Here is a 21884-nt window from a genome sequence, read left to right as displayed (position 1 = left end):
TCCACCGGTCGGGCGGGACGAGGGCCGATCGTCCTGACGGGTGAGCGGACGCGTCAGTCGGTGGGCCGCGGGGCACGCAGGTGGGCGCGCTCCGCCAGTTCCTTCTCGTCGACCAGCTCGAGCATGGGCTTGCCCGGCGCGCACATCATGGTCACCACGAACCGGGTCCGCGCGTCGGTCAGCGCGTTGCCGTCCTGGTAGTGGATCACGTCGCCGCCCGGTTCCCAGAACGTCCCGCCGGCCTCGACGACCCGCTCGGGCTCGCCCTCGAGCTCGAAACGGACCGCGCCCTCGACGACATAGCCGAACGCCGGGCCCGAATGACGGTGCGGAGGGGTTCCGGGATCTCCGGGCTCCCACTCGACCTCGATGGTCATCGCCGAGGCTCCCTCGGGGATGGTGAGCGGCGAGGCGTCCTGGAGCATCCTGGCCGCTGTCATCCAGCTCGCCCTCTCGTCGTGCTCGCCGGCTCCGTGCATGTGTGATGAGTCCTTGTCCGACACTGTTCGGCACCTTCCTCGGGTGGTTTCGCAGTGCTGACCGAGTGGCGCGTGGATCTGTGACATGTGATGGCCGGCAGCGGCGGACGGGCGGGCGAGGGGGGTGCCGCTCAGGCCCGGCGACGCGTCGGGACGGCGGGCCGGGCGGCGTCTCAGGGTACGGCGCTCACCTCGGGCTCGATCGGCACTGTTCAGGGACGCGTTCTGGCAGCGGGAGGCCGATGGACGTACCAGGTGCCCGGCACGATTGTCCATGCGGCTGGCGCCCGTCCGAGAAGGGGCGTATCCCGCATGGCTGGTGGCCCTTGCGGTTCCTAGCCTCAGGTCATGATCTCTCGTCGTTCACGGTTATCGGTTGTGGCGCTGACGCTGGCTGTGTCGTCTCTGCCGTCCGCTGCCGCTTCGGCCGCGCCGCATCCCCCGGGCATGCGTTCGTCCGTGCAGCGTGACGCCGACGCTCTGCGTGATGCCGGGGTCACCGGGGTGGCAGTCCGTCTGGAAACACCGCGCGGGACGGTCACAGCCCGCTCCGGAGTGGGGGATCTGGTCACCCGCCGCCCGGTCTCGAGGGACGGCTACCTGCGTCTGGGCAGTACCACCAAGACCTTCGTCGCCACCGTCGTGCTGCAGTTGGTGGGCGAGAAGCGGATCTCCCTTGACCAGACGGTGGAGGAACTGCTGCCCGGGGTCGTGTCCGGGGCCGGAAACGACGGCCGCACCATCACCGTCCGCGACCTGCTGCGGCACACCAGTGGCCTGGCCGACTACATCTACGACGTCTTCCCCGACCCCAGCGCCCGGACCTACTTCGCCCAGCGGTGGCGTGCCTACCGACCCGAGGAGTTGGTGGGCCTCGCCATGCGCCATGCGCCCGCCTTCCCCGCAGGCACCCGTTGGGCGTACTCCAACACGAACTACGTACTCGCCGGAATGATCATCGAGAAGGTCACGGGCCGCACCTGGGAACAGCAGGTGCTCCACCGAATCCTGCGCCCGCTCGGCCTGACGGACACCGACACCCCCGGCACCTGGCCCCTTCTGCCGCATCCGCACACCGCCAACTACCAGCAGTTCACCGTGGACGGGCCGATGGTCGACACCACCATCCCCTACCGCCCCTTCGACAGCGGGGCCGACGGCTCGATGACCGGCACGGCCCGCGACCTCAATCGTTTCCTCACCGCCCTGGCCGACGGACGGCTGCTGAAGCCCGCCGAGCTCGCCGCCATGCGGACCACGGTCCCGGTGCCGCAGGACAGCGGTCACCCCGAAGGCACTCGGGACGGCCTGGGCCTGTTCTTCACACCTCTGTCGTGCGGGGGCGGTTACCTGGGGCACGGAGGCAGCGGTTTCGGATATGTCATCCGTGCCGCGACCACCACGGACGGCCGGCGCACCATCACCGTCTCCGCGCACAGCCGCTCCGCGGACCCGCAGACCACGGCCCGTCAGGAAGACGCACTGCGCGACCTCATCGACCACGCCCTGTGCCGCACCGCTTGACCATGCACTCGGCACCGCGGTCAGGCCGTTCGCGCCCGTACGGGTGACGCCGGACCCGAAGCGACGGGCACACCGTGAACGGGGCCGGGAAGGAAGCCGTACGGACGGGACAATCAGGCGGTGCACCCCGGGGTGGGAGGAGGTCGGCGCGCCTGCGCGTGGACGCGACGCGGGCATGGTGCCCGTCCCCTGCACAATGGGCCGGTGAACACTGGTGAACACGGCGCGGAGCGCACCGAACGAACCCACCCCGCTTCCCACAGCCTGACGGGGGTCGGTCTCGCCGTCCTCGATCCCGCGGGCCGCGTCCTGCTCGGCCTCGGCCACGACGGCCGGTGGGAGCTTCCGGGCGGCAAGGTGGATCCCGGGGAGGACTTCGAGACGGCTGCCGCGCGGGAACTGGCGGAGGAGACGGGACTGTCGGTGCCCGCGACGGCCGTACGCGTGCTGGCGGTTCTCGTCGACGGTCTTCACGGGCTGACCCGGGTCACGGCCGCGGCCGTCGCCGAGGGAGCGGCCGGCACGCCCCGGGTGACGGAGCCGGACAAGATCGTGCGCTGGGAGTGGTTCCCGCGCGCGTCGGTACCGGCCGCGCTGTTCGCTCCGTCCGCCTCCGTCCTGGACTGTCTGTGGCCGGAAACGGTGCCTCGGGGGGCGGCCGCGGTGCGTCGCTACGCGGTCATCTGACATACGGCCCAGTCCTCCTGACACCATGTGAGCCCGGTGGCCACTGGCGGACGACGTCGTGCAGATCACACTCCTTTGAATAGGTATCCGGATACCCATTCCCGTTGGCTTGGTTCGCACGGTTGAAAAGGGTGTGCAGCAGCTCCGGGCGCTCTTCGAACATGCGGCGGTAGAAGGCTCCCGCCGCAAGACCTGGCGGATCACCGTCAAGCGAGAGCGTTCCGCCGACGGCCGGGCCCCCGAGGGGGAGGTGTCGTCCTGGCTGCACGCCCACGCCCGCCCGGGCGACATCGTGAAGGTGTCGCTGCCGTTCGGTGACCTCGCGGTCCCCGAAGGGGACAGCCCGCTGCTCCTCGCCTCCGCCGGCATCGGCATCACCCCCATGCTGTCGATACTGGACCACCTGGCCGACGCCTCCTCCGGCCGTCGTGTCACCGTCGTCCACGCCGACCGCTCCCCCGCCCACCACGCACACCGTCTGGAGCTGGACGACCTCGTCGGCAGGCTTCCCCACGCCACCCCGCACCTGTGGTACGAGAGCCCTCAGGAGCCGGTGCAGCCCCGCGTACGCCGGGGCCGGGCCGACGTCACGCGCCTGACCCTGCCCGAGCACGCCAGCGCCTTCCTGTGCGGCCCGCCGGCCTTCATGCAGGGCGTCCGCGGTGACCTGCTCACCCAGGGGCTCAGCCCCAAGGACATCCGCTACGAGGTGTTCGGTCCCGACCTCTGGCTCAGCGAGTGACACCGAACGGCAGGCGGGCCGCCGTCCGGCTGCCCGCCTTCCTCGCGATACACGCGCGGCCCCGTCCCGCTCCGCGGAACAGTGGCAGACACATGGTGTCGTCGGACTGGACATGGCGGCGCACCCGCAAGGTTGCGGTGCATGTGCTTGTGTGGCTGTATGAGGCGTGGTCCTGCTACCGCTCCCCCTTCGTGGAAGGGCATGTCATGAAGATCGCAGTCGCCGGCGGCACCGGCCTGATCGGGTCGAAGGTCGTCGAGAAGCTCAACGCCGCCGGTCACCAGGCGGTGCCGCACTCGCAGTCGACCGGGGTGGACGTGCTCACCGGTGAAGGACTCCAGAAGGCCGTCGACGGCGCCGAGGTCCTCGTCAACCTGACCAACTCCCCCACCTTCGACGAGGCCTCACCGGCCTTCTTCCGCACGTCCATGGAGAAGTTGCTGGCCGCCGCCGAGAGGGCCGGGGTGCGCCACTTCGTCATCCTCTCCATCGTCGGCGTGGACCAGGTGCCGGAACTGGACTACTACCGGGCGAAGGCCCTCCAGGAGGAGCTGCTGGCCGCCTGCCCGATCCCGTACTCCATCGTGCGTGCCACACAGTTCATGGAGTTCGTGGACGCCATTCTCTCCTGGACCACCGAAGGGGACACCGTCCGTCTGCCCGGCACCCCGGTGCAGGTCATCGCCGCCCAGGATGTGGCCGACGCGGTGGCCGAGGTGGCCGCGGGCGCCCCTCTGCGGGGAATCCGCAACATCGCCGGCCCCGAGGTCTTCCCCCTCGACGAACTGGGCCGGATCACCCTGGCGGCCCGCGGCGACCGTCACACGGGTGTCAGGGACGACAACGCCGGAATGTTCGGTGTCATTCGCGGAGACGTCCTCATCGGCAAGGAGGACGCCCGGCTCGCCCCCACCCGCTACGCCGACTGGATGGCCGCCCACCAGCGCCGGCAGTGAGCACACCTCACTCACCGGGCTCCTGGCCCGGGCCCCTGGCCGAGGTGTCGTCCCGACAACGTTGTTCCTCCGTGGCAGACGGCGGTGATCCGGTCGGCGATATGATGTGTGCCGTGTGGAGGGGTCGACGATAAGAGGAACACATGGTCTCCGTGACCCGCGCGGCGCACGACGTCGAGATCACCGCTGAAAGCCTTCAGGAGGATCTGGTCCGCCTGGAGATGCAGAAACAGGCGCTGGAGAGGGAACTGGCCGCCGTCGTGGCCCATCTGAGCTCCGTCCATCGGGCCCTCGGTGCCCTCCACACCCTGATGGGTGACCCGGCCGGCTCGGCCTCGGCCGCCGCCGATGCCACCGCACCACGGCAGGCGGCTCCGTCCGTGACGGCACCACGGACGGAGCCGCCCTCCACCACGTCCGGCGCGCTCTCCACGTCCGCCGACGTCGCGGCGAAACCCTCACCTCCGGTGCGCCCGTCCGGGAGCCGGCCAGGCGCGAAGACACCTGCCGTCGACACCGGCACCGGCAGTCAACGGAAGTACGGCAAGCTCACCGAGCAGATCCTGGAGTACTTCACCACGGTGGGAGACGCCGATGTGCGCGCCCGTGACGTGGCAGCCGCTCTCGGCCGCGACACCGACAGTGGAGCCATCAACGCGGTCCGCAGCACCCTCGACCGGCTCGTCGGCACGTCCCGTATCCGGAGGACCGGCCGGGGCCTCTACCGGGCCAAGCACTCCTAGCCATCGGCCGGTGAGCCTGATGCGCGACCTGTCCGACCCGATGAGCGAGGGCGGTTCCCGGCGCCCCTGACGGGAATACAGGACTGCGCCCGGAACGAACCGTTGGGACCACCCTTCACGGGGATCATGTCGCATGATGCCCGAAACGTGTGATCAGTTGTCAAAAACGTGCCGTGAGACATGTGATGTCAAGCATCACACGTCGGCTCCGCCAGTGCACTACTATGCCTGCGGTGCCGCCCGGCCGCCGGTGACTGTTTCCCGTATCCCACGACCACGCGACCGCACGGGACGCAACGAGCCGAGGCTCGACCTCCCTTGCCCGCAGGGAAGCCGGGCGAGCATCCCGGGCCGCGGGGCGCCTTCCAGTTCTCCACTCGAGAGAGATTCGGATGCGGATCAAAGAAGTGAGCATGATGCTCGCCGGTTCCACCCTGCTCGTCACCTTGGCGGCCTCTCCGGCCTTAGCGGACAGCACCTCCCTGCCCGCCCCGAACACCGCCGCCGTGCGCGCCGTACACAAGACGGCCCTGGAGCAGGGTGCTCCCGGAGCACTCACCCGGATCGACGAGGGCTACACCAGCTACCGCGTCGCCACCGGTGAGGCCGACACCGGCGCCCACACCACGATGGACACCGGCCGCCGGTTCCGCGCGGGCAGCGTCAGCAAGACGTTCACCGCGGTGGTGCTGCTGCAGCTCGCCGCCGAGGGACGTGTCGACCTCGACGCCCCGGCCAACCAGTACCTGCCCGAGCCGCTGCCGGACGACCGCATCACGGTGCGGCATCTGCTCAGCCACCGCAGCGGACTGTACGACTACACCAACGACATGTTCTACAACACCGTCCCGGGCTTCGAGGCGGTCCGCACCAAGGTCTTCAGCCATCAGGAGCTGATCGACCTGTCCACCGCACGCCCCCTGAACAACGCGCCGGGCGCCGCCTACAGCTACTCCAACACCAACTTCGTCGTGCTGGGGCAGCTCATCGAACACATCACCGGCACCCCCATCGCCACCCACTACCAGCAGCGCATCTTCGCGCCCCTGCGGCTGAGGAACACCTCCTACGTCCACCCGCAGACGACCATCTCCGGCTCCTACGCGCGCGGTTACCTGCGGCAGGACGACACCAGCCTGCCGCTGGTCGACTCCACCGAACAGACCGTCTCCTGGGCCCAGTCCGCGGGCGCGGTCATCTCCAACGCGGCGGACCTCAACCGCTTCTTCTCCGCGCTCCTGTCCGGCCGGCTCCTGCCCGAGCGGCAGTTGCAGGACATGACCACCATGGTCCCGGTCACCGCGGACGGCAAGCAGTCCTACGGTCTGGGCCTGCGGGGCAGGCAGCTCTCCTGCGGCACCACGGTCTACGGCCACACCGGCACCGTCCAGGGCTACTACACCTACGCCTTCACCACCGGCGACGGCACCCGCAGCATGACGTCCCTGGCGAACACCTCCAACAACGGCACCGTCAACACCACACTCGGCGCCACCCTGGAAGCCTCCTTCTGCGGCACCGGCACGGCCGCCGCCAAGCGCACCGCCTCCGCCACCTCCACCCCCTCCTTCACCGAGGACATCGCCCCGCAGATCGCCCGTAACTGACCCGTCGGGCCGTTGTCCGACATCACGGGCACGGCGGGCACCTCCGCCCCGGCCGGACTTCTTCCGGCCGGGGCGGAGGTCTGCGAGGGCGATGCGTCCGGGGTTCCTCCGAGGTATGACGGCGGCGGGCGATTTCTCGCCGCAGCGAACGCGGGTCTGCAGCACATGACGGTCCGCCAAGTCCGGGCGGACGTGCCGAGGGACCAACGTCCGCCTCACCGCCCTGAAGCACCGCGAGCGCCGGCCGCTGCCTTCGGGGCTCGGCTCTGATGCCGCCCACGCCGTCCTGGTTCGCGGGCCCGCGAGTCCGTCTCCCGCCGACGATCCGGAGGCCGCTGCGCCGCCACCGGAGGTGACCTGGCTCCAGCCCTCCCCGGATCGTCCGGTCCGGTCCGCCTCCGACGATCCCGGTCGTCGCCGGTGTGGGACTGACCTTCGGCATGTGGTGGGTGTACTTCTCCACCCCGTTCGGCGACATCCTGATCCGTCGTCGCCGCCGCGGGTACCTCTTCGGCTACGGACACATCCCGCTCTTCATCGGAATCGCCGGCGCGGGCGCCGGACTGCACGTGGCGGGCCTGTACCTGGAGCATCACGCGAAGATCGGCCAGGTCGCCGTGGTGCTGTCCCTGGCCCTGCCGGTCGGCCTCTACCTGCTGATGGTCCATCTGCTGCACACGCTGCTGCTGTCCGCCGGGGACGCCTTCCATCCGGTGCTGATCTCCCTCACGCTCGCGGTGCCGGCGGTGGCGGCGCTGCTGGCCGCGGCCGGGGCCGGGATCGCGGTGTGTCTGCTCGTGGTGATGCTCGCCCCGTTCGTCACCGTGGTCGGCTTCGAGACGATCGGTCACCGCCATCAGCGGCGGATGCTGCAGGAGCTCCGAACGAGGTGACCGGAGTGCTCGCGTCGGCACCGGTGTCCGGGACGGCGACCTTGCTCCGTCGTGGTGCTGTGCGCCGGCGAGACGACGTCGAACAGGCCGGTCCAGGCGTCCGGCCGTGACGAGTTCGGCCGCGCCGGACGGAAGGACCGCCAGACGCCCGTCCTCCTCGACGGTGCGGAACATGTCGCGACGGCGACACGGACGCCGCTCACCGGCCCGCAGGCGGTCAGGCTCGGGCCCCCGGCGGCCCGTAACACGCCCGGGTGTGTGGGTCTCGTGAGGGTCGCCAAGTGGCTCCTGAGGCAGACGTGTTGCCACTCCTGAGCTGTTAAGATCATCGAACTTTCAGTAGGCTGGCGGCGCGTCATGAACGCGTACGGGGGACAGTCTCTAAGGCCCCATCGCTGAGGAGTTGAGGCTTGGTCCGCCCATAGGGTCCGCGCCGCTTGACGGCCGGACGCGTCCACGGACACGGGGGCCATCCGCACTCCCGGCGCGATGCGACTTGAAGAGAGTCTCATGACGTCATTGATCGAGGATCCACTGCTGTGGATCTTGCTAGTGATGCTCGTCGCTGCGGTGTTCGCAGTGCAGCGGGCACGGAGAACCAATCTGGCGCTCCGAAGAACGAAAAAGGACTTGGAGACGGGACTGGGTCATGCCCAGGCCAGGATCGACCAGCTCCAGGGGCACATCTCCGTCCTGGACACGCAGCACCGCGGTAACCTCGCCGATGTGCGGGCGGACGCGGAGTCGGCGACCAAGGCCGTACTGAAGTCCGCCATGGGCACGCTCCAGTCGCTCGCCGAGGAGCAGCAGCTGCTGCTGGACGGGCTGTTGAAGAAGTACGGCGACGACACCGAGGTGCTGGCCGATCTGATGTCGGTGGACCACACCGGCAGTCAGTTCAGCCGCCGGGCCAAGGGCATCTCGGTGCTGTGCGGCGGGTGGCTGGGCCGACGTGAGGGCGTGGCCACCGTCTACGACGTGGCCCGCAGCGCGCAGGGCCGCATCAAGGACTTCAACCGGGTGGGCATCCACGCGCAGGTCAGCGTCGCCGTCTCCAGCAAGGCCGTCGAGCCGGTGGCGGTGGTACTGGCCGAGCTGCTGGACAACGCGACCACGTACAGCGCTCCGGGCACACCGGTCGAGGTCAACATCCAGGCCGTGCCGACGGGTGTGTGCTTCATCGTCGACGACGCCGGTCTGGGCATGGACCAGGAGACCAAGGACCGGGCCGCGGCCCTGCTGTCCGCGGACGGCCCGGTCGACATCACCGGTCTCGGCGACCCGCCCCGGTTCGGGTTCGCGGTGTGCGGCATGCTCGCCGCGCGGTACGGATTCACCGTGTCCGTCGGTTCGGTGTCCCCCTACGGCGGAGTGCGTGCAGTGATCCGTGTACCGGAAGAACTCCTGACGGCCGATGCCGTCGCCCCCGCCGAACCGGTCCTGGAACCCTCGGCCCAGGAGCAGGAGGCCACGCCGCACCGGCTGGCCCCCGTCCCGGTGGGTCCCTCCCATGTGGTGGGCACGACCACCGGCGGGCTGCCCAAGCGCCGCCGGCGCCAGGGGCCCATCGCGGTGGTACCGGCCATGGAGGACACGGTCGGTATCGACGAGCAGACGTCCGAGTCGGCCGGTGAGGTGACCGCGTCGCGCCTGGGGGCGTTCGCGCGCGGCACTCATCTCGGGCGGACCACGAACACCACGGAAGGACCTGAACACCAGTGAACACCGACCTGTCGTGGGTGCTGAACGACGTGCTCGAGGTGCGTGGTGCCCGCCACGCGGTCCTCGTCTCGGGTGACGGCCTGCTGCTGCAGCGTTCGGACGACATCTCACGCGACGACGCAGAGACGAACGCCGCCGCGATGAGTTCCATGCAGTCCCTCAGCCGGGCGGTCGCCGGCTTCGTCGGGGCGGGGCACGGCATCTGGAAGCAGACGCTGCTGGAGTACGACGGCGGCTGGATCTTCCTGATCGCCGCCGGGCAGGGCGCCTACCTCGCCGTCTCGGCGGCGCTGGACGTCGACATGGAGGCCATGTCGTTCCGGATGCAGAAGACGGTGGTGGCGCTGAGCAAGGCGATGAGTGTGGCGCCGCGCTCGGACAACGGTGTCGGCGTATGACCACGCCCGGCGAAGAAGCACCCGTCACCAGTGACTTCGTCCGCTCGTACGTCATCACGGGCGGGCGGAGCCTGCCGTCCGCGGACGAACTGGCGCTGCACACCCTGGTCACCCTGGCTCCCGAGCGGACGCTTCCGCTCGGGGCCGGTCCCGAAGTCAGGGCGATCTGGGAGCTGTGTGCGGGTGGCTACCTGTCGGTCGCCGAGGTGGCGGGCCACCTCGGCCTGCCCGTCGGGGTGGCCCGGCTGCTGCTCACCGATTTATCGGAACAGGGGCACCTGCTGCGCCGAGCCGAGCCGCCCCGGGCCCAGAACGTTGACAGAGCGACCCTCGAGAAGGTTCTGCATGGACTCCAATCCCTCATCGGCTGAGACGGCCCAGAAGTCCATCTACGTCTCCAGCGCGGTGACCAATGCCGCCAAGATTCTGGTCGTCGGGCATTTCGCCGTGGGCAAGACGACTTTCATCGGCTCGCTGTCGGAGATCACTCCGCTGCGCACCGAGGAGAAGATGACCCAGGCGTCCGTCCATGTCGACGACCTCAGGGGTGTGGCGGACAAGACCACCACCACGGTCGCCCTGGACTTCGGCCGCCTCACCCTCAGCGACGACCTGGTGCTGTATCTGTTCGGTACCCCGGGCCAGCAGCGCTTCATGCAGCTGTGGGAGGACATGGCGCGCGGCGCGCTCGGGGCGCTGCTCCTGGTCGACCCGGGGCGGCTGGAGGAGACCTTCCCCGTTATCGACCTCATCGAGCGTTACGGCCTGGAGTACGCCATCGCCGTCAACTGCTTCAACCCCGCAGCCACGTACAGCGTGGCGGAGGTGCGCGAGGCGCTCGACCTGCTCCCGGACACTCCCGTCGTCTACTGCGACGCCCGTGACCAGCAGTCCTCGGCCCAGGCGCTCATCGCACTGGTGAGACATCTGCTCGAACGCGCGGCCTGACCGCTCTGCGTCCCCGGCCCGGGAACAGCGGTTCCCGGATCACTAAGGAAGACTTCATGGATCCACAACCCACATCTGCCGCCACCGTCGGCAGATGCCCCATGCATGACGCCACGTTCGCCGCCGACCCCCAGGGGGTCTACGACCGGTTGCGTGCCCATGCCCCGGCCGGCCCCGTCGAACTCGCCCCCGGCGCGGACGCCACCCTGGTCGTCGGTCACGAGACGGCGCTGCGCGTGCTGCAGAACACCGAGTTGTTCGCGCGGGACGCCCGTCGCTGGAAGGCCCTCAACGAGGGCCGCATCGCCATGGACAATCCGGTGCTGCCGATGATGGCGTACCGGCCCAACTGTCTGTTCACCGACGGTGCGGTGCATCTGCGGCTGCGCAAGGCCGTGGTCGACAGTCTGGCCCAGCTCAACATCACCCGGATCCGGCGTGACGTCGAGCCGATCGCCGACTACCTCCTCGACCAGTTCAGCGAGCGGGGCCGCGCCGACCTCCTCAACGACTACGCCAAGCTGCTGCCGCTGCTGCTGTTCAACAAGCTGTTCGGCTGCCCGGCGGACATCGGTGACACCCTCACCACCGCCATGTCGGCGATCTTCGACGGCAAGGACGCGCTGCGCGCGAACGAGGACCTCACCGCCTGCCTCATGGAGCTGATCGCGCTCAAGCGGCGCCAGCCCGGTGACGACGTCACCTCGTGGCTGATCCAGCACCCGGCCGGGCTGACCGACGAGGAGCTCAAGGACCAGCTCGTGATGCTGATGGGCGCGGGCGTCGAACCCGAGCGCAACCTCATCGGCAACGCCCTGGTGCTGCTGCTGTCCGGCGCGGGAGGCCGGCAGAGCGGCATGCTGATCGAGGAGGCGCTCGATCACGTGCTGTGGAACCAGACGCCCATCGCCAACTACGCCACCCACTACCCGGTGCGGGACGTCGACCTGGGCGGCTATGTGGTGGAGGCCAACACGCCGGTCGTGATCTCCTTCGCGGGCGCCAACAGCGACCCCGCGCTCGCCGAGGCCCGCCGCACGCACAGCAAGGGCGCCCATCTCGCGTGGGGGGCCGGCCCGCACGCCTGCCCCGCCAAGGACCCGGCGCAGGTCATCGCGACCACGGCGATCGAACGGCTCCTCAACGCGCTGCCCGACCTCACCCTGGCCGTGCCCGGCGAGGAGTTGCAGTGGCGGCCCGGACCGTTCCACCGGGCCCTGGTCTCGCTGCCCGTGACGTTCAGTCCCACGCCCGCCACCCGCATGGTGGCCGCGCTGCAGGACCGGGCCGCGATGGGAGGTGCGCAGCAGCCCCTCCCGGCGGCCGCGTCCGCGCCGGTCCGGCAGGAGTCGGCACGGAAGAAGGGATTCTGGAGCAGTTTCCTGGACATTTTCCGTGTCTGATGCACGGCATGTGACGGGAGCAACACGCAGGGGCGCATGACACAGGAGGGGGGAAGGGTAGGTTCCGGCGGTATCGATCGGTAGCGCCCCACCAAAGGAGCTCTGCGTGACCGCCGTTGGCAACATATGCGGCACCACCACCGACCGCCGAACCGTCATCTCCCTCCTCCGCCGCCTGCGTTCCGAAGAAGGCCACGTCAACCCGCTCCCGGTCTGGGAGGAGTTGCGCGCCCTGGGGGACGTCGTACGGGCCCCCTGGGGCGGCTATTTCGTCACCGGGTTCGAGGCATGCAGCCAGGTCCTGCGCGGCAGGAACTGGCTCGTGCCGGACTTCGCCTGGCAGGAGCGCCAGCCCGACCCCGAGCGCTGGCAGGCCCCCGCCACCCGGGAAATGACCCGCACCCTCATCCGCCTCAACGCCCCCACGCACGCATGCCAGCGGCGCGCCCTGGGCAACCCCTTCGACCGCACCACGCTGGAGTCCATGCGTCCCGGGATCGCCGCCCTGGCCGCCACCCTGCTGGACGACCTCGCCGAACGGCTGCGCACCGGCGGAGAGGCCGATTTCGTCCCCACCGTCAGCGAGCAGCTCCCCGTCCGGACCGTCGGTGAGTGGCTCGGCATCCCCGCCGGGGACTTCGCGCACATCCTGGACTTCACCCACCGGCAGGTCTACGCCCAGGAACTGCTGCCCACCAAGAGCCAGCTCGCCGTATCCGCGCAGGCCACGCTGGAGATGCGGGCCTACTTCACCGAGCTGATCCGGAAGCGTCGGGCCCACCCTGGCAACGATGTCCTCACCCGCTGGATCCACTACTGGGACGCCCAGTACCCCGACGACCGGTCCACCGCGGACCAGGTGGTCTACGACCTGACGATGTTCATCACCATCGCCTCGCTGGAGACCACGGCGGTCCTGCTCACCAACGCCGTGTGGCTGCTCACCCAGGACCCCTCCCGCGCGGCATGGCTGCGCGCGCACCCGCAGCACATCGACGACGCGGTCGAGGAGACCCTGCGCTACGACCCGCCGGTGTGGCTCAACTCCCGTGTCGCCGCCGACGACACCGTCCTCGCCGGCACGCCCGTGGCCAAGGACACCACGGTCCACGTGCTGTACGGGGCGGCCGCCCACGACCCCCGCCGCAACCCCGACCCGCATCTCTTCGACATGCTGCGCGGCGGCGGGCACCTCACCTTCGGGGGCGGCGCGCACTACTGCCTCGGAGCGGCCCTCGCCCGGCTCGAGGCCCGTGAGCTGCTCGCCCAGGTGCTGGAGCGCTTCCCCACGCTGCGGCCCACCGCGCCCCCCGCGTACGACACTTCCCGGGTAGTCTTCCGCCGCATCACCTCCCTGAAAGTCACGACATGACCGCCCTGCCGCTCGCCGACATCACCGGACTCCCCGCCGACCGGATACTCAAGACCCTGCGCACCCGGCGGGAGGGTCCCCTCCTCACCGTCGAGCTGAACGTCCCCGAGCAGGGCAACGCCGTCACCGACGCCATGCTGGGCGACCTCCTCACCGTCCTCGACGACCAGGACCCCGCGGTACGGGTCCTGGTGCTGGCCGCCGCCGGTGACGACTTCTGTCTCGGCGGCGACCGCGGCGAGTTCGCCGAGCACCTCGCCCACGACCCCACCGGCGGCGGCGTCCGCGCCTCCGGGGCCATGGCCCGGCGCGTATGTGACGCCCTCACCGCCAACCCCGCCGTCACCATCGCCCGCGTCCAGGGGCGGGCCATCGGCGCGGGGCTCGCCCTCGCCCTCGCCTGCGACCTGCGCGTGGGCGCCGACACCGCCACCTTCCGCCTGCCCGAACTCGCCCTCGGTCTGCCCACCGCCTGGGGCGGGCTGCTCCCCCGTCTCATCAGCGAGGCCGGTGCCGCCCGCGTACGCGACATCGTCCTCACCGGACGCGTCGTCGACGCCGAGGAGGCTCACACCCTGTCGATCCTGCAGAAGGTCGTGCCCGAGGACGCTCTCGACGCCGCCGTCGCGGACTGGGCCAAGCCCGTCCTGCGGCGGCCGGCCTCCGCCCTGCGCGTCACCAAGGCCCTGATGAACTCCCTCACCGCCTCCGCCCGCCTCGCCGACGCCTCGGTTCTCGACCCGGAACTCCTGGCGGCGGTCCTCACCGAGCAACACCACGGGGGCACCGCGCACTGACCGCACCCGCCGGCGGTGGTGTCCCCTCACCGGGGGGACACGGCGATCCGCACACGCCCGCCGGCGCCGTCGGAGAGGAACGACGCCAGTGCCCGCCCCTCCTCGGCCACCGCGTCCCGGTCCGCCCGGGAGAAACGGTGCAGCGGGGTGACGCTCACGGTGCCGGCGTCGACGCTCCAGGTCGCGGCGACCCGGCCGTCGACCAGGACGACGCGCTCACCGGCGACCGACAGGCCGCGGTGGGCGTCGTCGATGATCCGGCCGCGGTCGTGGTAGCCGAGGATGGCGTTGTCGAAGGCCGGCAGGAACCGGACCGGGGCGGGTGTGCCGGGGTCGGGGCGCGGCGCGCCGGGGAGGTCCAGCAGTTCCCGGCCCCGCTCGTCGCGGAAGGTGACCAGCTCCTCCCTCACCGCGGCGACGGCGGCCGGCAGCCCGGCCAGCCCGCACCAGGCGCGCAGGTCGGCCGAGGCGGCCGGGCCGAACGCGGCGAGATAGCGCCGCACCAGCGCCTGGCCGACGGGGTCGGAGGCGTCCGGGGACAGCGGGTCGATCTCGCGCCCCAGCCAGGACGAGAGCAGCGCGTTGCGCACTCCCGCCTTGGTCCGCCACAGCCCCCGCGGCGGCAGCTGCGCCACCGGCAGGAGCGCGCCGATCAGCATCTCCCCCAGCGCCCGCCCCGTCGGCCCCGGCCGGCGTTCGGCGACCGCCCGCACGAGTTCGCTCATCGAGCGGGGCTCGCCGTCGGCCATCACCTCCCGGCCCGCGGCGGCGAGTCGGTCGAGGTCCACCCCGGTGAAGTCGCGGCGGTACACGCCGAGAACCCGTTGGCGCAGCATGGCGTCGTGGCGGGCGCGCCAGGCCAGGGCGTCGGCGGAGGTGACGAGGTGGACGGTGCGGCGCATGAGGTGGGTCCGCACCAGGTGCCGGCCGGTGAGCCGGTCGTCCAGCGCCGCCGGGTCGAACGCGCGCAGTCGCGACCAGAGCCCGAAGAACGGCTCCTGCGGTTCCTGCGCCTGCAGACCGCACAGGTGGCGCACGGCGTCCGCGACCGGCAGGTCGGCGCGATCGAGAAGCAACTGCCGGGCCAGCGTCGCGCGGTTGAGCGCCCGGGCGGTGAGCAGGGTCATCGGGTTGTCTCCAGTACCGGCTTCGGGATGAGGACCGGACGGCCGGAGGCCTCCGCCCGTCCGGTCCCGGTTCAGTGTGTGCGGTGCGCGGCGGCGGTCAGGTGGTCGTCTGTCCGTCGAGCGTCTCGCGCAGGATGTCGGCGTGTCCGGCGTGCTGCGCGGTCTCGGCGATGACGTGCGTCAGCACCCGGCGCACGCTGCGCACGCTTCCCGGTTCGTGCCACGGCGCCTCGGGCAGCGGCTGGGTCGCGGACAGGTCGGGCACGGAGGCGATGATCTCCTCGCTGCGGGCGGCGACCTGCTCGTACCGCGCGAGGATCCCGGCCAGGGTGTCGCCGGGCAGCATCCGGAAGGCGTTCTGATGGTCGATCGCCCACTGCGGGACCTCGCGTGCGGTGCCGGCCGCGAGGTCGGCCCAGGTGACACCGTCGGGCAGATCGTGGCGCATCGCCGACGGGCCCTCGGTCACGAAGCGCATCCAGGCTTCCTCGATGGACGCGACGTGCTTGATCAGCCCGCCCAGGCACAGGGCACTGACGGTGGGACGCGCACCCGCCTGTTCGTCGGTCAGGCCGCGCGTCGTGGTGGTCAGGGCCGCTCGGGCGGTGGCGAGCTCGGCGAGCAGGTCGGCCCGCTCCCCGTCGAGGGCGGGCCGGGGTGTGGTGGTGGCGCTCACAGTGATCTGGTCCTTCTGGTCGTCGTCGTTGCCGGGCATGTCGCCAGGCATGTTGTTGCCGGACATGCCGTTGCCGGACGTGTCTGCGCCGGACATGCCGTTGCCGGACGTGTCGTTGCCGGACACGAGAGAACCGTCGCAGGGGAAGCGGTCAGGACGTGTCCTCTTCCCGGGGCAGAATCGGTGGCATGCCGAAGACATCAGCGCGACTGCTGTCCCTGCTCTCCCTGCTCCAGGCACGCCGCGACTGGCCGGGCGCGCTGCTGGCCGAGCGGCTGGACGTCAGTCCTCGGACCGTGCGCCGCGACGTCGACAGGCTGCGCGAGCTGGGGTATCCCGTCGTGGCCTTCAAAGGGCCCGACGGCGGGTACCGGCTGGACGCCGGCACACAACTGCCGCCGCTGCTCTTCGACGACGGGCAGGCCGTCGCCCTCGCCGTCGCGCTCAGGACCGCCGCGACCACCGGTGCCGGTGTCCGGGACGACGCCGCCCGCGCGCTGGCCACCGTCCGGCAGGTCATGCCCGCGCGGCTGCGGCGCCGCATCGACATGCTTCAGGTCACCGCCGTCGAGCCGCCCGCCGACCGGCCGCACCCAACCGTCGAGGGCACTCTGCTCACGACGCTGAGCGCCGCCGTGCACGCCCGCGAAGTGCTGCGCTTCGACTACCCCCCCTCGTCGCCGGAGGCCGGGCCCGGGAGCACCCCGGCTCTTCCGCCGCGGCGGGTCCAGCCGCACCATCTCGTCACCTGGGGCGGGCGCTGGTACCTGGTCGCCTTCGACCTCGACCGCGCCGACTGGCGTGTCTTCCGCGCGGACCGGATCACCCCGCGCATTCCGACCGGGCCCCGCTTCACACCGCGCGAACTGCCCGGAGGTGACGTGGCCGCCTTCGTCGCCGACCGGTTCCGGGGTGGAGGCGGCACCGGCGAGTGGCCCTGCCGCGGTGAGGTGATCCTCGACCTGCCCGCCGCCACCGTGTCCCGCTTCACCCATGACGGCGTCGTCGAAGAGCTCGGCACCGACCGCTGCCGGCTGACGCTGGGCTCGTGGTCCTGGCCTGCCCTGGCCGCCTCCTTCGGGCGGTTCGACGCCGGCATCGAAGTCGTCGGTCCGCCGGAACTCGGGGACGCCTTCGCGCTCCTGGCGCGCCGTTACGCCCAGGCCTCGGCCGGGACGCCCGCCCCGCGTCCCACGGGCGGGAAAAGCCGTTGCGCCGCGGGCCCCGTCCCCTGACCCTTGGTCCTCATGCCCTACTCACTGCGTCCCGCCGCGCTCACCGACGCACCCGCCATCACCGCACTGCTCAACGAGGTCGACGAGATCGAGATCGGCCGGCCCGAGACCGATCTGCACACCGTCGAGGCCGATCTCCAGCACCCCGGTGCCGATCTGGAGCGCGACTCGTGGCTCGTGCTGGACGGGGACCGTCTGGTGGCGTACGGGTTGCTGTGGGACGAGTCCGACGGTGAGCGCATCGACATCGATCAGTACATCCTTCCCGAGTACCAGGGGGCCGCCGCCCGGATGCTGGAGACGATGGAGGCCAGGGCGCTGGAGAAGGCCCGGGAGAACGGGGCCGCGCGCGCCGTGGTGCACCTGCACCTCAATGTGGCGCCCACCCTCGACACCGGGCTGGTGCGGGAGCGCGACTGGCGGGTCGTGCGCCGCTATCACGTGCTGCGCCGCCCGCTGGATCCGGTACGGGACCGGCTGCCGGAGGTCCCCGCCGGCGTCGGCGTGCGCGACTGCGCCGCCGAGGCGGACCGGTCGCGCGTCCACGAGCTGTACCAGGCGTCCTTCGCCGACCACTTCGACTTCCAGCCGCGCGCGTACGCCCCGTGGCTGCACGACATCGACGCCGAGGGACTGGACTGGTCCCTGGTGTGGATCGTCGCCACCGACGATCTGGGCGACGTCGGCTTCCTGCTCGCGCGCGACGACCGCGAGGCCATGGGGTGGATCCGCAGCATCGGTGTCCTGCCCGCGGCCCGGGGACGGGGCCTGGGCGGCTTCCTGCTGCGGCACGCTTTCGCGGCCTTCGCCGCGCGGGGGCGGGACACCGTCGGGCTCGGCGTGGACACGGAGAACACCACCGGAGCCCCCCGCCTGTACGACCGCCACGGGATGACGGTTCATTACGCCGTCGACACCTGGGAGACGGTGGTGAGCTGACGGTTGTCGTGGTCCGGCGGGTGACGCCCGAGGAGTGGACGGCGAGAACAGCCGCGCGGGCGCGGCCCGCCGGGCGACTTCCCGGGCCGCGCCCGCCCCGGGTCCTACGGCTTGCGGGCGACCGCCCCGTACATCGCGATGTCCTCGTCGCGGATGCCCTGTTCGCCGGTGCCGTCCGGGTGCCACTTGTGCACCTGGACGATGCCCGGCTCGACCAGGTCCAGGCCCTCGAAGAACTCGTGGGCCTCGTCGATGGTGCGCAGCCGCATCGGCATGTTGCGCGCCGCGTACTCGCGGGCCACCCGCCCCACCTCCTCGGGGGCGAACTCGGCCGTGCCGATGGACATCGCCAGGTAACTGCCCGAGGGAAGCGGCTCCAGCAGACGCCGGACGATGCCGACGGCGTCGTCCTCGTCGAGGACGAAGTGGACGATGGCGATGACCGTCAGGGCCACCGGCCGGTCCAGGTCGAGGGTCTCCCGCAGTTCGGGGGCGTCCAGGATGCTCGCCGGGTCGCGGAAGTCGGCCTCGATGTACGAGGTCCTTCCCTCGGGCGTGCTGGCCAGGAGCCCCTGGGAGAGGGTGAGGACGATGGGGTCGTTGTCGACGTAGACCACGCGTGACGCGGGAGCCACCGACTGGGCGATCTCGTGGAGGTTCGGGGAGGTGGGGATGCCGGTGCCGATGTCCAGGAACTGGCGCATCCCCGCTTCCTCGACGAGCCAGCGCACCGCCCGGTTCATCCAGTCCCGGTTGGCGCGCATGTGGACGGGAAGCGCGGGCCACTCCCGGGCCATGGCGTCGCCGGCCTCCTGGTCCGCCGGATAGTAGTCCTTGCCGCCGAGGATGTAGTCGTAGATCCGCGCGGAGTGCGCGTTCTCGGTGTCGATGCGGTCGGCCGACCATCCACTCTCGGGCACCTGGTGTCTCCTTCGCATGTCGGCTGTCCGGGTCGGGGCCCGGCGGGCGGGGGGCCTCAGAGGTCCTTGCGGATCCGGTCGAGAACGGCCTCGGTCCTCGTCGTGGGCGTCGCCTGGGCGCCCACCCGGTCGAGGGCCTCGCGGTACACCACGACGTCGTCGCCCTTGTCGAGGTAGACGGCGCCCACCAGACCGTCGAGGTAGACGACGTCGGGCAGTTCACGCGCCCGGAAGCGGAAGAGCTGGAAGGCGCCGGCTCTCATGGCCGGGTGCGGGCCGTTGACGAACGGCATGATCTGCAGTGTCACGTGGGGCAGTCGCTGGACCTCGATGAGGTGATCGATCTGGGCGCGCATCACGTCCGCGCCTCCGACCGGCCACCGGAGCACCGTCTCGTCCATCACCACCCACACCCGCGGTGGCGTCCGACGTCTCAGCAACTCCTGCCGGCGCATCCGCAGCGCCACCCGGCGCGCGGTCGCCTCGGCCGGGGCATGCGGGTTGCCCGCGGTCAGCAACGCGCGTGCGTAGGCCTGCGTCTGCAACAGACCGTGGACGAACTGGCTCTCGTAGGCGCGGATCTGCAGTGCCGCCTGTTCCAGGCTCAGATAGGCGGCGAACCAGTCCGGCATCACGTCGCGGTAGGTGTGCCACCACCCCCGCTTGTTGGCCTCGCGGACGGACTTCAGGAAGGTGTCGATCTCCTGCTCGTCCGTCACGCCGTAGACCCGGAGCAGTTTCTCGGCGTCCGCCAGCCGGAGCCGGGCCACCTTGGCGGCCTCCATCCGGCGGATCGTGGAGTGGCTGACCCCGATGGCCGCCCCGGCCTCCTCGTAGGTCAGACCGGCGCGGGTGCGCAGCTCCTCGAGCTGTCTGCCGAGGATCATGCGCAGGACGGAAGGGGCACCGCCCCAGTCGGTCTCCGCGCTCACGCCTCGCCCCCTCGCACCGGGTGTTCCGCCCTCACCGTCTCATGCGCGCACTCCACACGAACAGATGCGATCAGTTGTCGTCCCGAGCAGCATGCACGCAGTCGACTGCAAATTTCAACTTGCCGGTTGCGAGCTGTGGTTGACGGGTGCCAGAGTGTCCACACCGTCCCCCGGCCCACTGAAGGGCCGTTGAGCACCGGCCGGTTTGTCCATGGCCCGTGCAGGACGTACCCCCACGTGCGCAGGCAGACGAAAGGCCCACGGAGATGGCTCGGCTCCCCTTACCCAGGCCGCTGCACCACGCCACGAACGAGCCCTCCCCAAGATCGCCCGGAGGCGAGCGAACGGCTCCACTCCCCCAGCCGGACGGCCTCGGCCGTCTCGCCTCCGGGCCCCCCGTGGCCCACGCCCCCCGTGAGACCCGCGCGTTCGACCTGTGGGCGGCCCCGGCGTCCGTGCGTACCGCCCGTGAGGGCGTGCGCGAACTACTCACCGCGCGGGGTGTCGGCGACGAGGTGTGCGACAACGCTGTCATCGTGACCTCGGAACTCGTCACCAACGCGCTCACCCACTCGGCCGGCGACCGGATCGTGTGCCGGGTGCACGTGACGGCCCACCGGATCCGCATCGAGGTCGAGGACCAGGCCCGCGGTCGGGAACTGCCCCTGCTCCGGCGGCCGGGCCCCGACGACCAGAACGGGCGCGGGCTGCTCCTGGTGGACGCGCTCAGCAGCGACTGGGCGGTCAGCCGCACGCAGGGCAGGCCCGGACGCGTCGTCTGGGCCCAGCTCGATCTGCGTCCCCCGCCCCATGGAGCCAGGGCACGGCCCTGAGCGGCAACGCCCCGCGCCGCCGCGCCGGACCTCGAACGCGCCGGCCGGGCGGGGTCACCGTGGTGCGGTCACCGCGCCGGCCGGGCGGTCGCTTCGTCGGGCGGTCCGGGATCCTGCGCGGGGTATCGCGGCGTGGGGGCGGGCGGGGGCCGGGGCGGGCACCGTCGTAGCTGATCGCGCACGGTGGTGACGCGCTCGCGGGCGACGGGGCCGGCGAGCTGTACGTGCGCCGGGCGGCACCGGCGACCTGGTGGACGGCATGGACTCGGGACCCACCCGTCCACCAGGAACTTCACTTCGTACGCGCACCGCCCGCGACTCAACGGCCCCGCTCAGCGAAGACGTTGGGCACTCAACGCACTCAGCGCCGGGGGAAACGGCGTTTCGGGGCGGTCACCAGCAGGGGGTGCCGTCGTCCTCGCGCCAAGCGACGTCCGTGACGTGCATGGGCATCGTGAAGTAACTGCCCTGATGGCTGTTGACGCACGTCGTGTAGGCAGGTCCCTGCCCCTCGTCCCCGGCGACGACGTACGTCATCGTGACGTCCCGCGACGTGTTGTTGTAGAAGATGTTGCCGGGAACGCTGCCGGACCATTCACGGTCGGTCGCCAGCGACGGTGGCACATCCGTGTCGCCGTACCACCATTCGGGCCAGACACAGAACGTGCCTGCCTGGCAGTTCCCGGGCGCCCACGCCGACGCGCTGGGCGCGGAGGCCATGACACCGAGGAAGGCTGCGGGTATCGCTGCGAGGGCGATGGCCCTGAAACGCATGAAAGGCTCCATTCCGAGGACGTCGCCTGCATGTTCACAGCGAATATGTTGAAACGTCAAGCGTCGATTTCCGGCCTCGCCGGACCGACTCGAAACCGACTCGCCGACAGCAAGGGTGGTCCCCCCTGGGTCCGTCGGCCGGGCGGTGCTTGCGGATCGCGGACAGCCTCAGGATGC

At 70.9% G+C, this 21884-nt stretch carries 23 protein-coding genes; 17 read left to right on the top strand and 6 right to left on the bottom strand.

From position 1 onward, the window contains the following. Positions 1 to 53: 53 nt before the first annotated feature. Entirely contained in the window at positions 54 to 479 is a 426-nt protein-coding gene (locus IE178_RS17650; protein WP_193512974.1) for a cupin domain-containing protein, read from the bottom strand. Positions 480 to 926: 447 nt separating this feature from the next. Between IE178_RS17650 and IE178_RS17645 the strand changes: the two genes are divergently transcribed. The 14 genes from IE178_RS17645 to IE178_RS17580 all read left to right on the top strand — a co-directional run bounded on the left by IE178_RS17645 (position 927) and on the right by IE178_RS17580 (position 14271). Beyond that, entirely contained in the window at positions 927 to 2003 is a 1077-nt protein-coding gene (locus IE178_RS17645) for a serine hydrolase domain-containing protein (protein WP_318280103.1), read from the top strand. Positions 2004 to 2207: 204 nt separating this feature from the next. Then, positions 2208 to 2690 carry a nucleotide triphosphate diphosphatase NUDT15 gene (locus IE178_RS17640; RefSeq protein ID WP_193512972.1) on the top strand — a complete coding sequence of 161 codons (483 nt, stop codon included), beginning with the start codon at positions 2208 to 2210 and terminating at the stop codon, positions 2688 to 2690. A 133-nt stretch (positions 2691 to 2823) separates the two neighbouring features. Then, entirely contained in the window at positions 2824 to 3432 is a 609-nt protein-coding gene (locus IE178_RS17635; protein ID WP_438874388.1) for a ferredoxin reductase domain-containing protein, read from the top strand. 206 nt (positions 3433 to 3638) lie between these two features. After that, on the top strand, positions 3639 to 4388 hold the full coding sequence (locus tag IE178_RS17630; RefSeq protein ID WP_193512971.1) for an SDR family oxidoreductase: 750 nt from the start codon (positions 3639 to 3641) through the stop codon (positions 4386 to 4388). 143 nt (positions 4389 to 4531) lie between these two features. After that, positions 4532 to 5131, top strand: a complete 600-nt coding sequence (locus IE178_RS17625; RefSeq protein ID WP_193512970.1) for a hypothetical protein — start codon at positions 4532 to 4534, stop codon at positions 5129 to 5131. 392 nt (positions 5132 to 5523) lie between these two features. Continuing rightward, positions 5524 to 6738, top strand: coding sequence for a serine hydrolase domain-containing protein (locus tag IE178_RS17620; RefSeq protein WP_193512969.1), 1215 nt, complete (start codon positions 5524 to 5526; stop codon positions 6736 to 6738). Positions 6739 to 7115: 377 nt separating this feature from the next. Beyond that, positions 7116 to 7631: a low temperature requirement protein A gene (locus IE178_RS17615; protein WP_318280110.1), complete on the top strand. Its 516-nt coding sequence runs from the start codon at positions 7116 to 7118 to the stop codon at positions 7629 to 7631. Between the two features lie 510 nt (positions 7632 to 8141). Beyond that, on the top strand, positions 8142 to 9353 hold the full coding sequence (locus IE178_RS17610; RefSeq protein ID WP_193512968.1) for an ATP-binding protein: 1212 nt from the start codon (positions 8142 to 8144) through the stop codon (positions 9351 to 9353). Beyond that, entirely contained in the window at positions 9350 to 9751 is a 402-nt protein-coding gene (locus IE178_RS17605; protein WP_142191326.1) for a roadblock/LC7 domain-containing protein, read from the top strand. The genes IE178_RS17610 and IE178_RS17605 overlap by 4 nt, the downstream gene beginning before the upstream one ends. After that, positions 9748 to 10122 carry a DUF742 domain-containing protein gene (locus IE178_RS17600; protein WP_184765249.1) on the top strand — a complete coding sequence of 125 codons (375 nt, stop codon included), beginning with the start codon at positions 9748 to 9750 and terminating at the stop codon, positions 10120 to 10122. Before IE178_RS17605 ends, IE178_RS17600 begins: the two co-directional genes overlap by 4 nt. Next, positions 10097 to 10699, top strand: a complete 603-nt coding sequence (locus tag IE178_RS17595; protein ID WP_184765248.1) for a GTP-binding protein — start codon at positions 10097 to 10099, stop codon at positions 10697 to 10699. Before IE178_RS17600 ends, IE178_RS17595 begins: the two co-directional genes overlap by 26 nt. Positions 10700 to 10800: 101 nt before the next feature. Further along, positions 10801 to 12102: a cytochrome P450 family protein gene (locus IE178_RS17590; protein ID WP_193512967.1), complete on the top strand. Its 1302-nt coding sequence runs from the start codon at positions 10801 to 10803 to the stop codon at positions 12100 to 12102. 106 nt (positions 12103 to 12208) lie between these two features. Next, positions 12209 to 13474 (top strand): cytochrome P450, encoded by a 1266-nt coding sequence (locus tag IE178_RS17585; protein ID WP_193512966.1) that lies wholly within the window; start codon positions 12209 to 12211, stop codon positions 13472 to 13474. Beyond that, positions 13471 to 14271, top strand: coding sequence for an enoyl-CoA hydratase/isomerase family protein (locus IE178_RS17580; RefSeq protein WP_184765245.1), 801 nt, complete (start codon positions 13471 to 13473; stop codon positions 14269 to 14271). Before IE178_RS17585 ends, IE178_RS17580 begins: the two co-directional genes overlap by 4 nt. A 26-nt stretch (positions 14272 to 14297) precedes the next feature. Here the strand turns inward: IE178_RS17580 and IE178_RS17575 are convergent, their stop codons facing one another. Beyond that, complete coding sequence (locus tag IE178_RS17575; RefSeq protein WP_193512965.1) at positions 14298 to 15398, bottom strand: winged helix DNA-binding domain-containing protein; 1101 nt, start codon at positions 15396 to 15398, stop codon at positions 14298 to 14300. Positions 15399 to 15495: 97 nt separating this feature from the next. Beyond that, complete coding sequence (locus tag IE178_RS17570; RefSeq protein WP_373301105.1) at positions 15496 to 16074, bottom strand: DinB family protein; 579 nt, start codon at positions 16072 to 16074, stop codon at positions 15496 to 15498. A gap of 188 nt (positions 16075 to 16262) precedes the next feature. On the opposite strand from IE178_RS17570, the gene IE178_RS17565 reads away from it, so the two are divergent. Both IE178_RS17565 and IE178_RS17560 read left to right on the top strand, forming a co-directional pair. Next, positions 16263 to 17309, top strand: a complete 1047-nt coding sequence (locus IE178_RS17565) for a helix-turn-helix transcriptional regulator (RefSeq protein WP_193512964.1) — start codon at positions 16263 to 16265, stop codon at positions 17307 to 17309. A gap of 12 nt (positions 17310 to 17321) precedes the next feature. After that, positions 17322 to 18248 carry a GNAT family N-acetyltransferase gene (locus tag IE178_RS17560; RefSeq protein WP_193512963.1) on the top strand — a complete coding sequence of 309 codons (927 nt, stop codon included), beginning with the start codon at positions 17322 to 17324 and terminating at the stop codon, positions 18246 to 18248. A 104-nt stretch (positions 18249 to 18352) separates the two neighbouring features. Here the strand turns inward: IE178_RS17560 and IE178_RS17555 are convergent, their stop codons facing one another. Both IE178_RS17555 and IE178_RS17550 read right to left on the bottom strand, forming a co-directional pair. After that, positions 18353 to 19168: an SAM-dependent methyltransferase gene (locus IE178_RS17555; RefSeq protein WP_193512962.1), complete on the bottom strand. Its 816-nt coding sequence runs from the start codon at positions 19166 to 19168 to the stop codon at positions 18353 to 18355. 56 nt (positions 19169 to 19224) lie between these two features. Beyond that, positions 19225 to 20100 carry a Sco1979 family transcriptional regulator gene (locus IE178_RS17550; protein ID WP_184765240.1) on the bottom strand — a complete coding sequence of 292 codons (876 nt, stop codon included), beginning with the start codon at positions 20098 to 20100 and terminating at the stop codon, positions 19225 to 19227. Positions 20101 to 20498: 398 nt separating this feature from the next. On the opposite strand from IE178_RS17550, the gene IE178_RS17545 reads away from it, so the two are divergent. Further along, positions 20499 to 20933, top strand: a complete 435-nt coding sequence (locus tag IE178_RS17545; RefSeq protein ID WP_318280102.1) for an ATP-binding protein — start codon at positions 20499 to 20501, stop codon at positions 20931 to 20933. A gap of 393 nt (positions 20934 to 21326) precedes the next feature. Here IE178_RS17545 and IE178_RS17540 read toward each other — a convergent pair whose 3' ends face one another. After that, on the bottom strand, positions 21327 to 21707 hold the full coding sequence (locus IE178_RS17540; protein ID WP_184765238.1) for a hypothetical protein: 381 nt from the start codon (positions 21705 to 21707) through the stop codon (positions 21327 to 21329). Positions 21708 to 21884 lie beyond the last annotated feature (177 nt).

The organism is Streptomyces griseoloalbus (assembly GCA_014650015.1).
Lineage (GTDB): Bacteria > Actinomycetota > Actinomycetes > Streptomycetales > Streptomycetaceae > Streptomyces > Streptomyces griseoloalbus.
The sequence above is the reverse complement of the archived record's forward strand: the minus strand, read 5'-3'. Positions and strand labels throughout refer to the sequence as shown.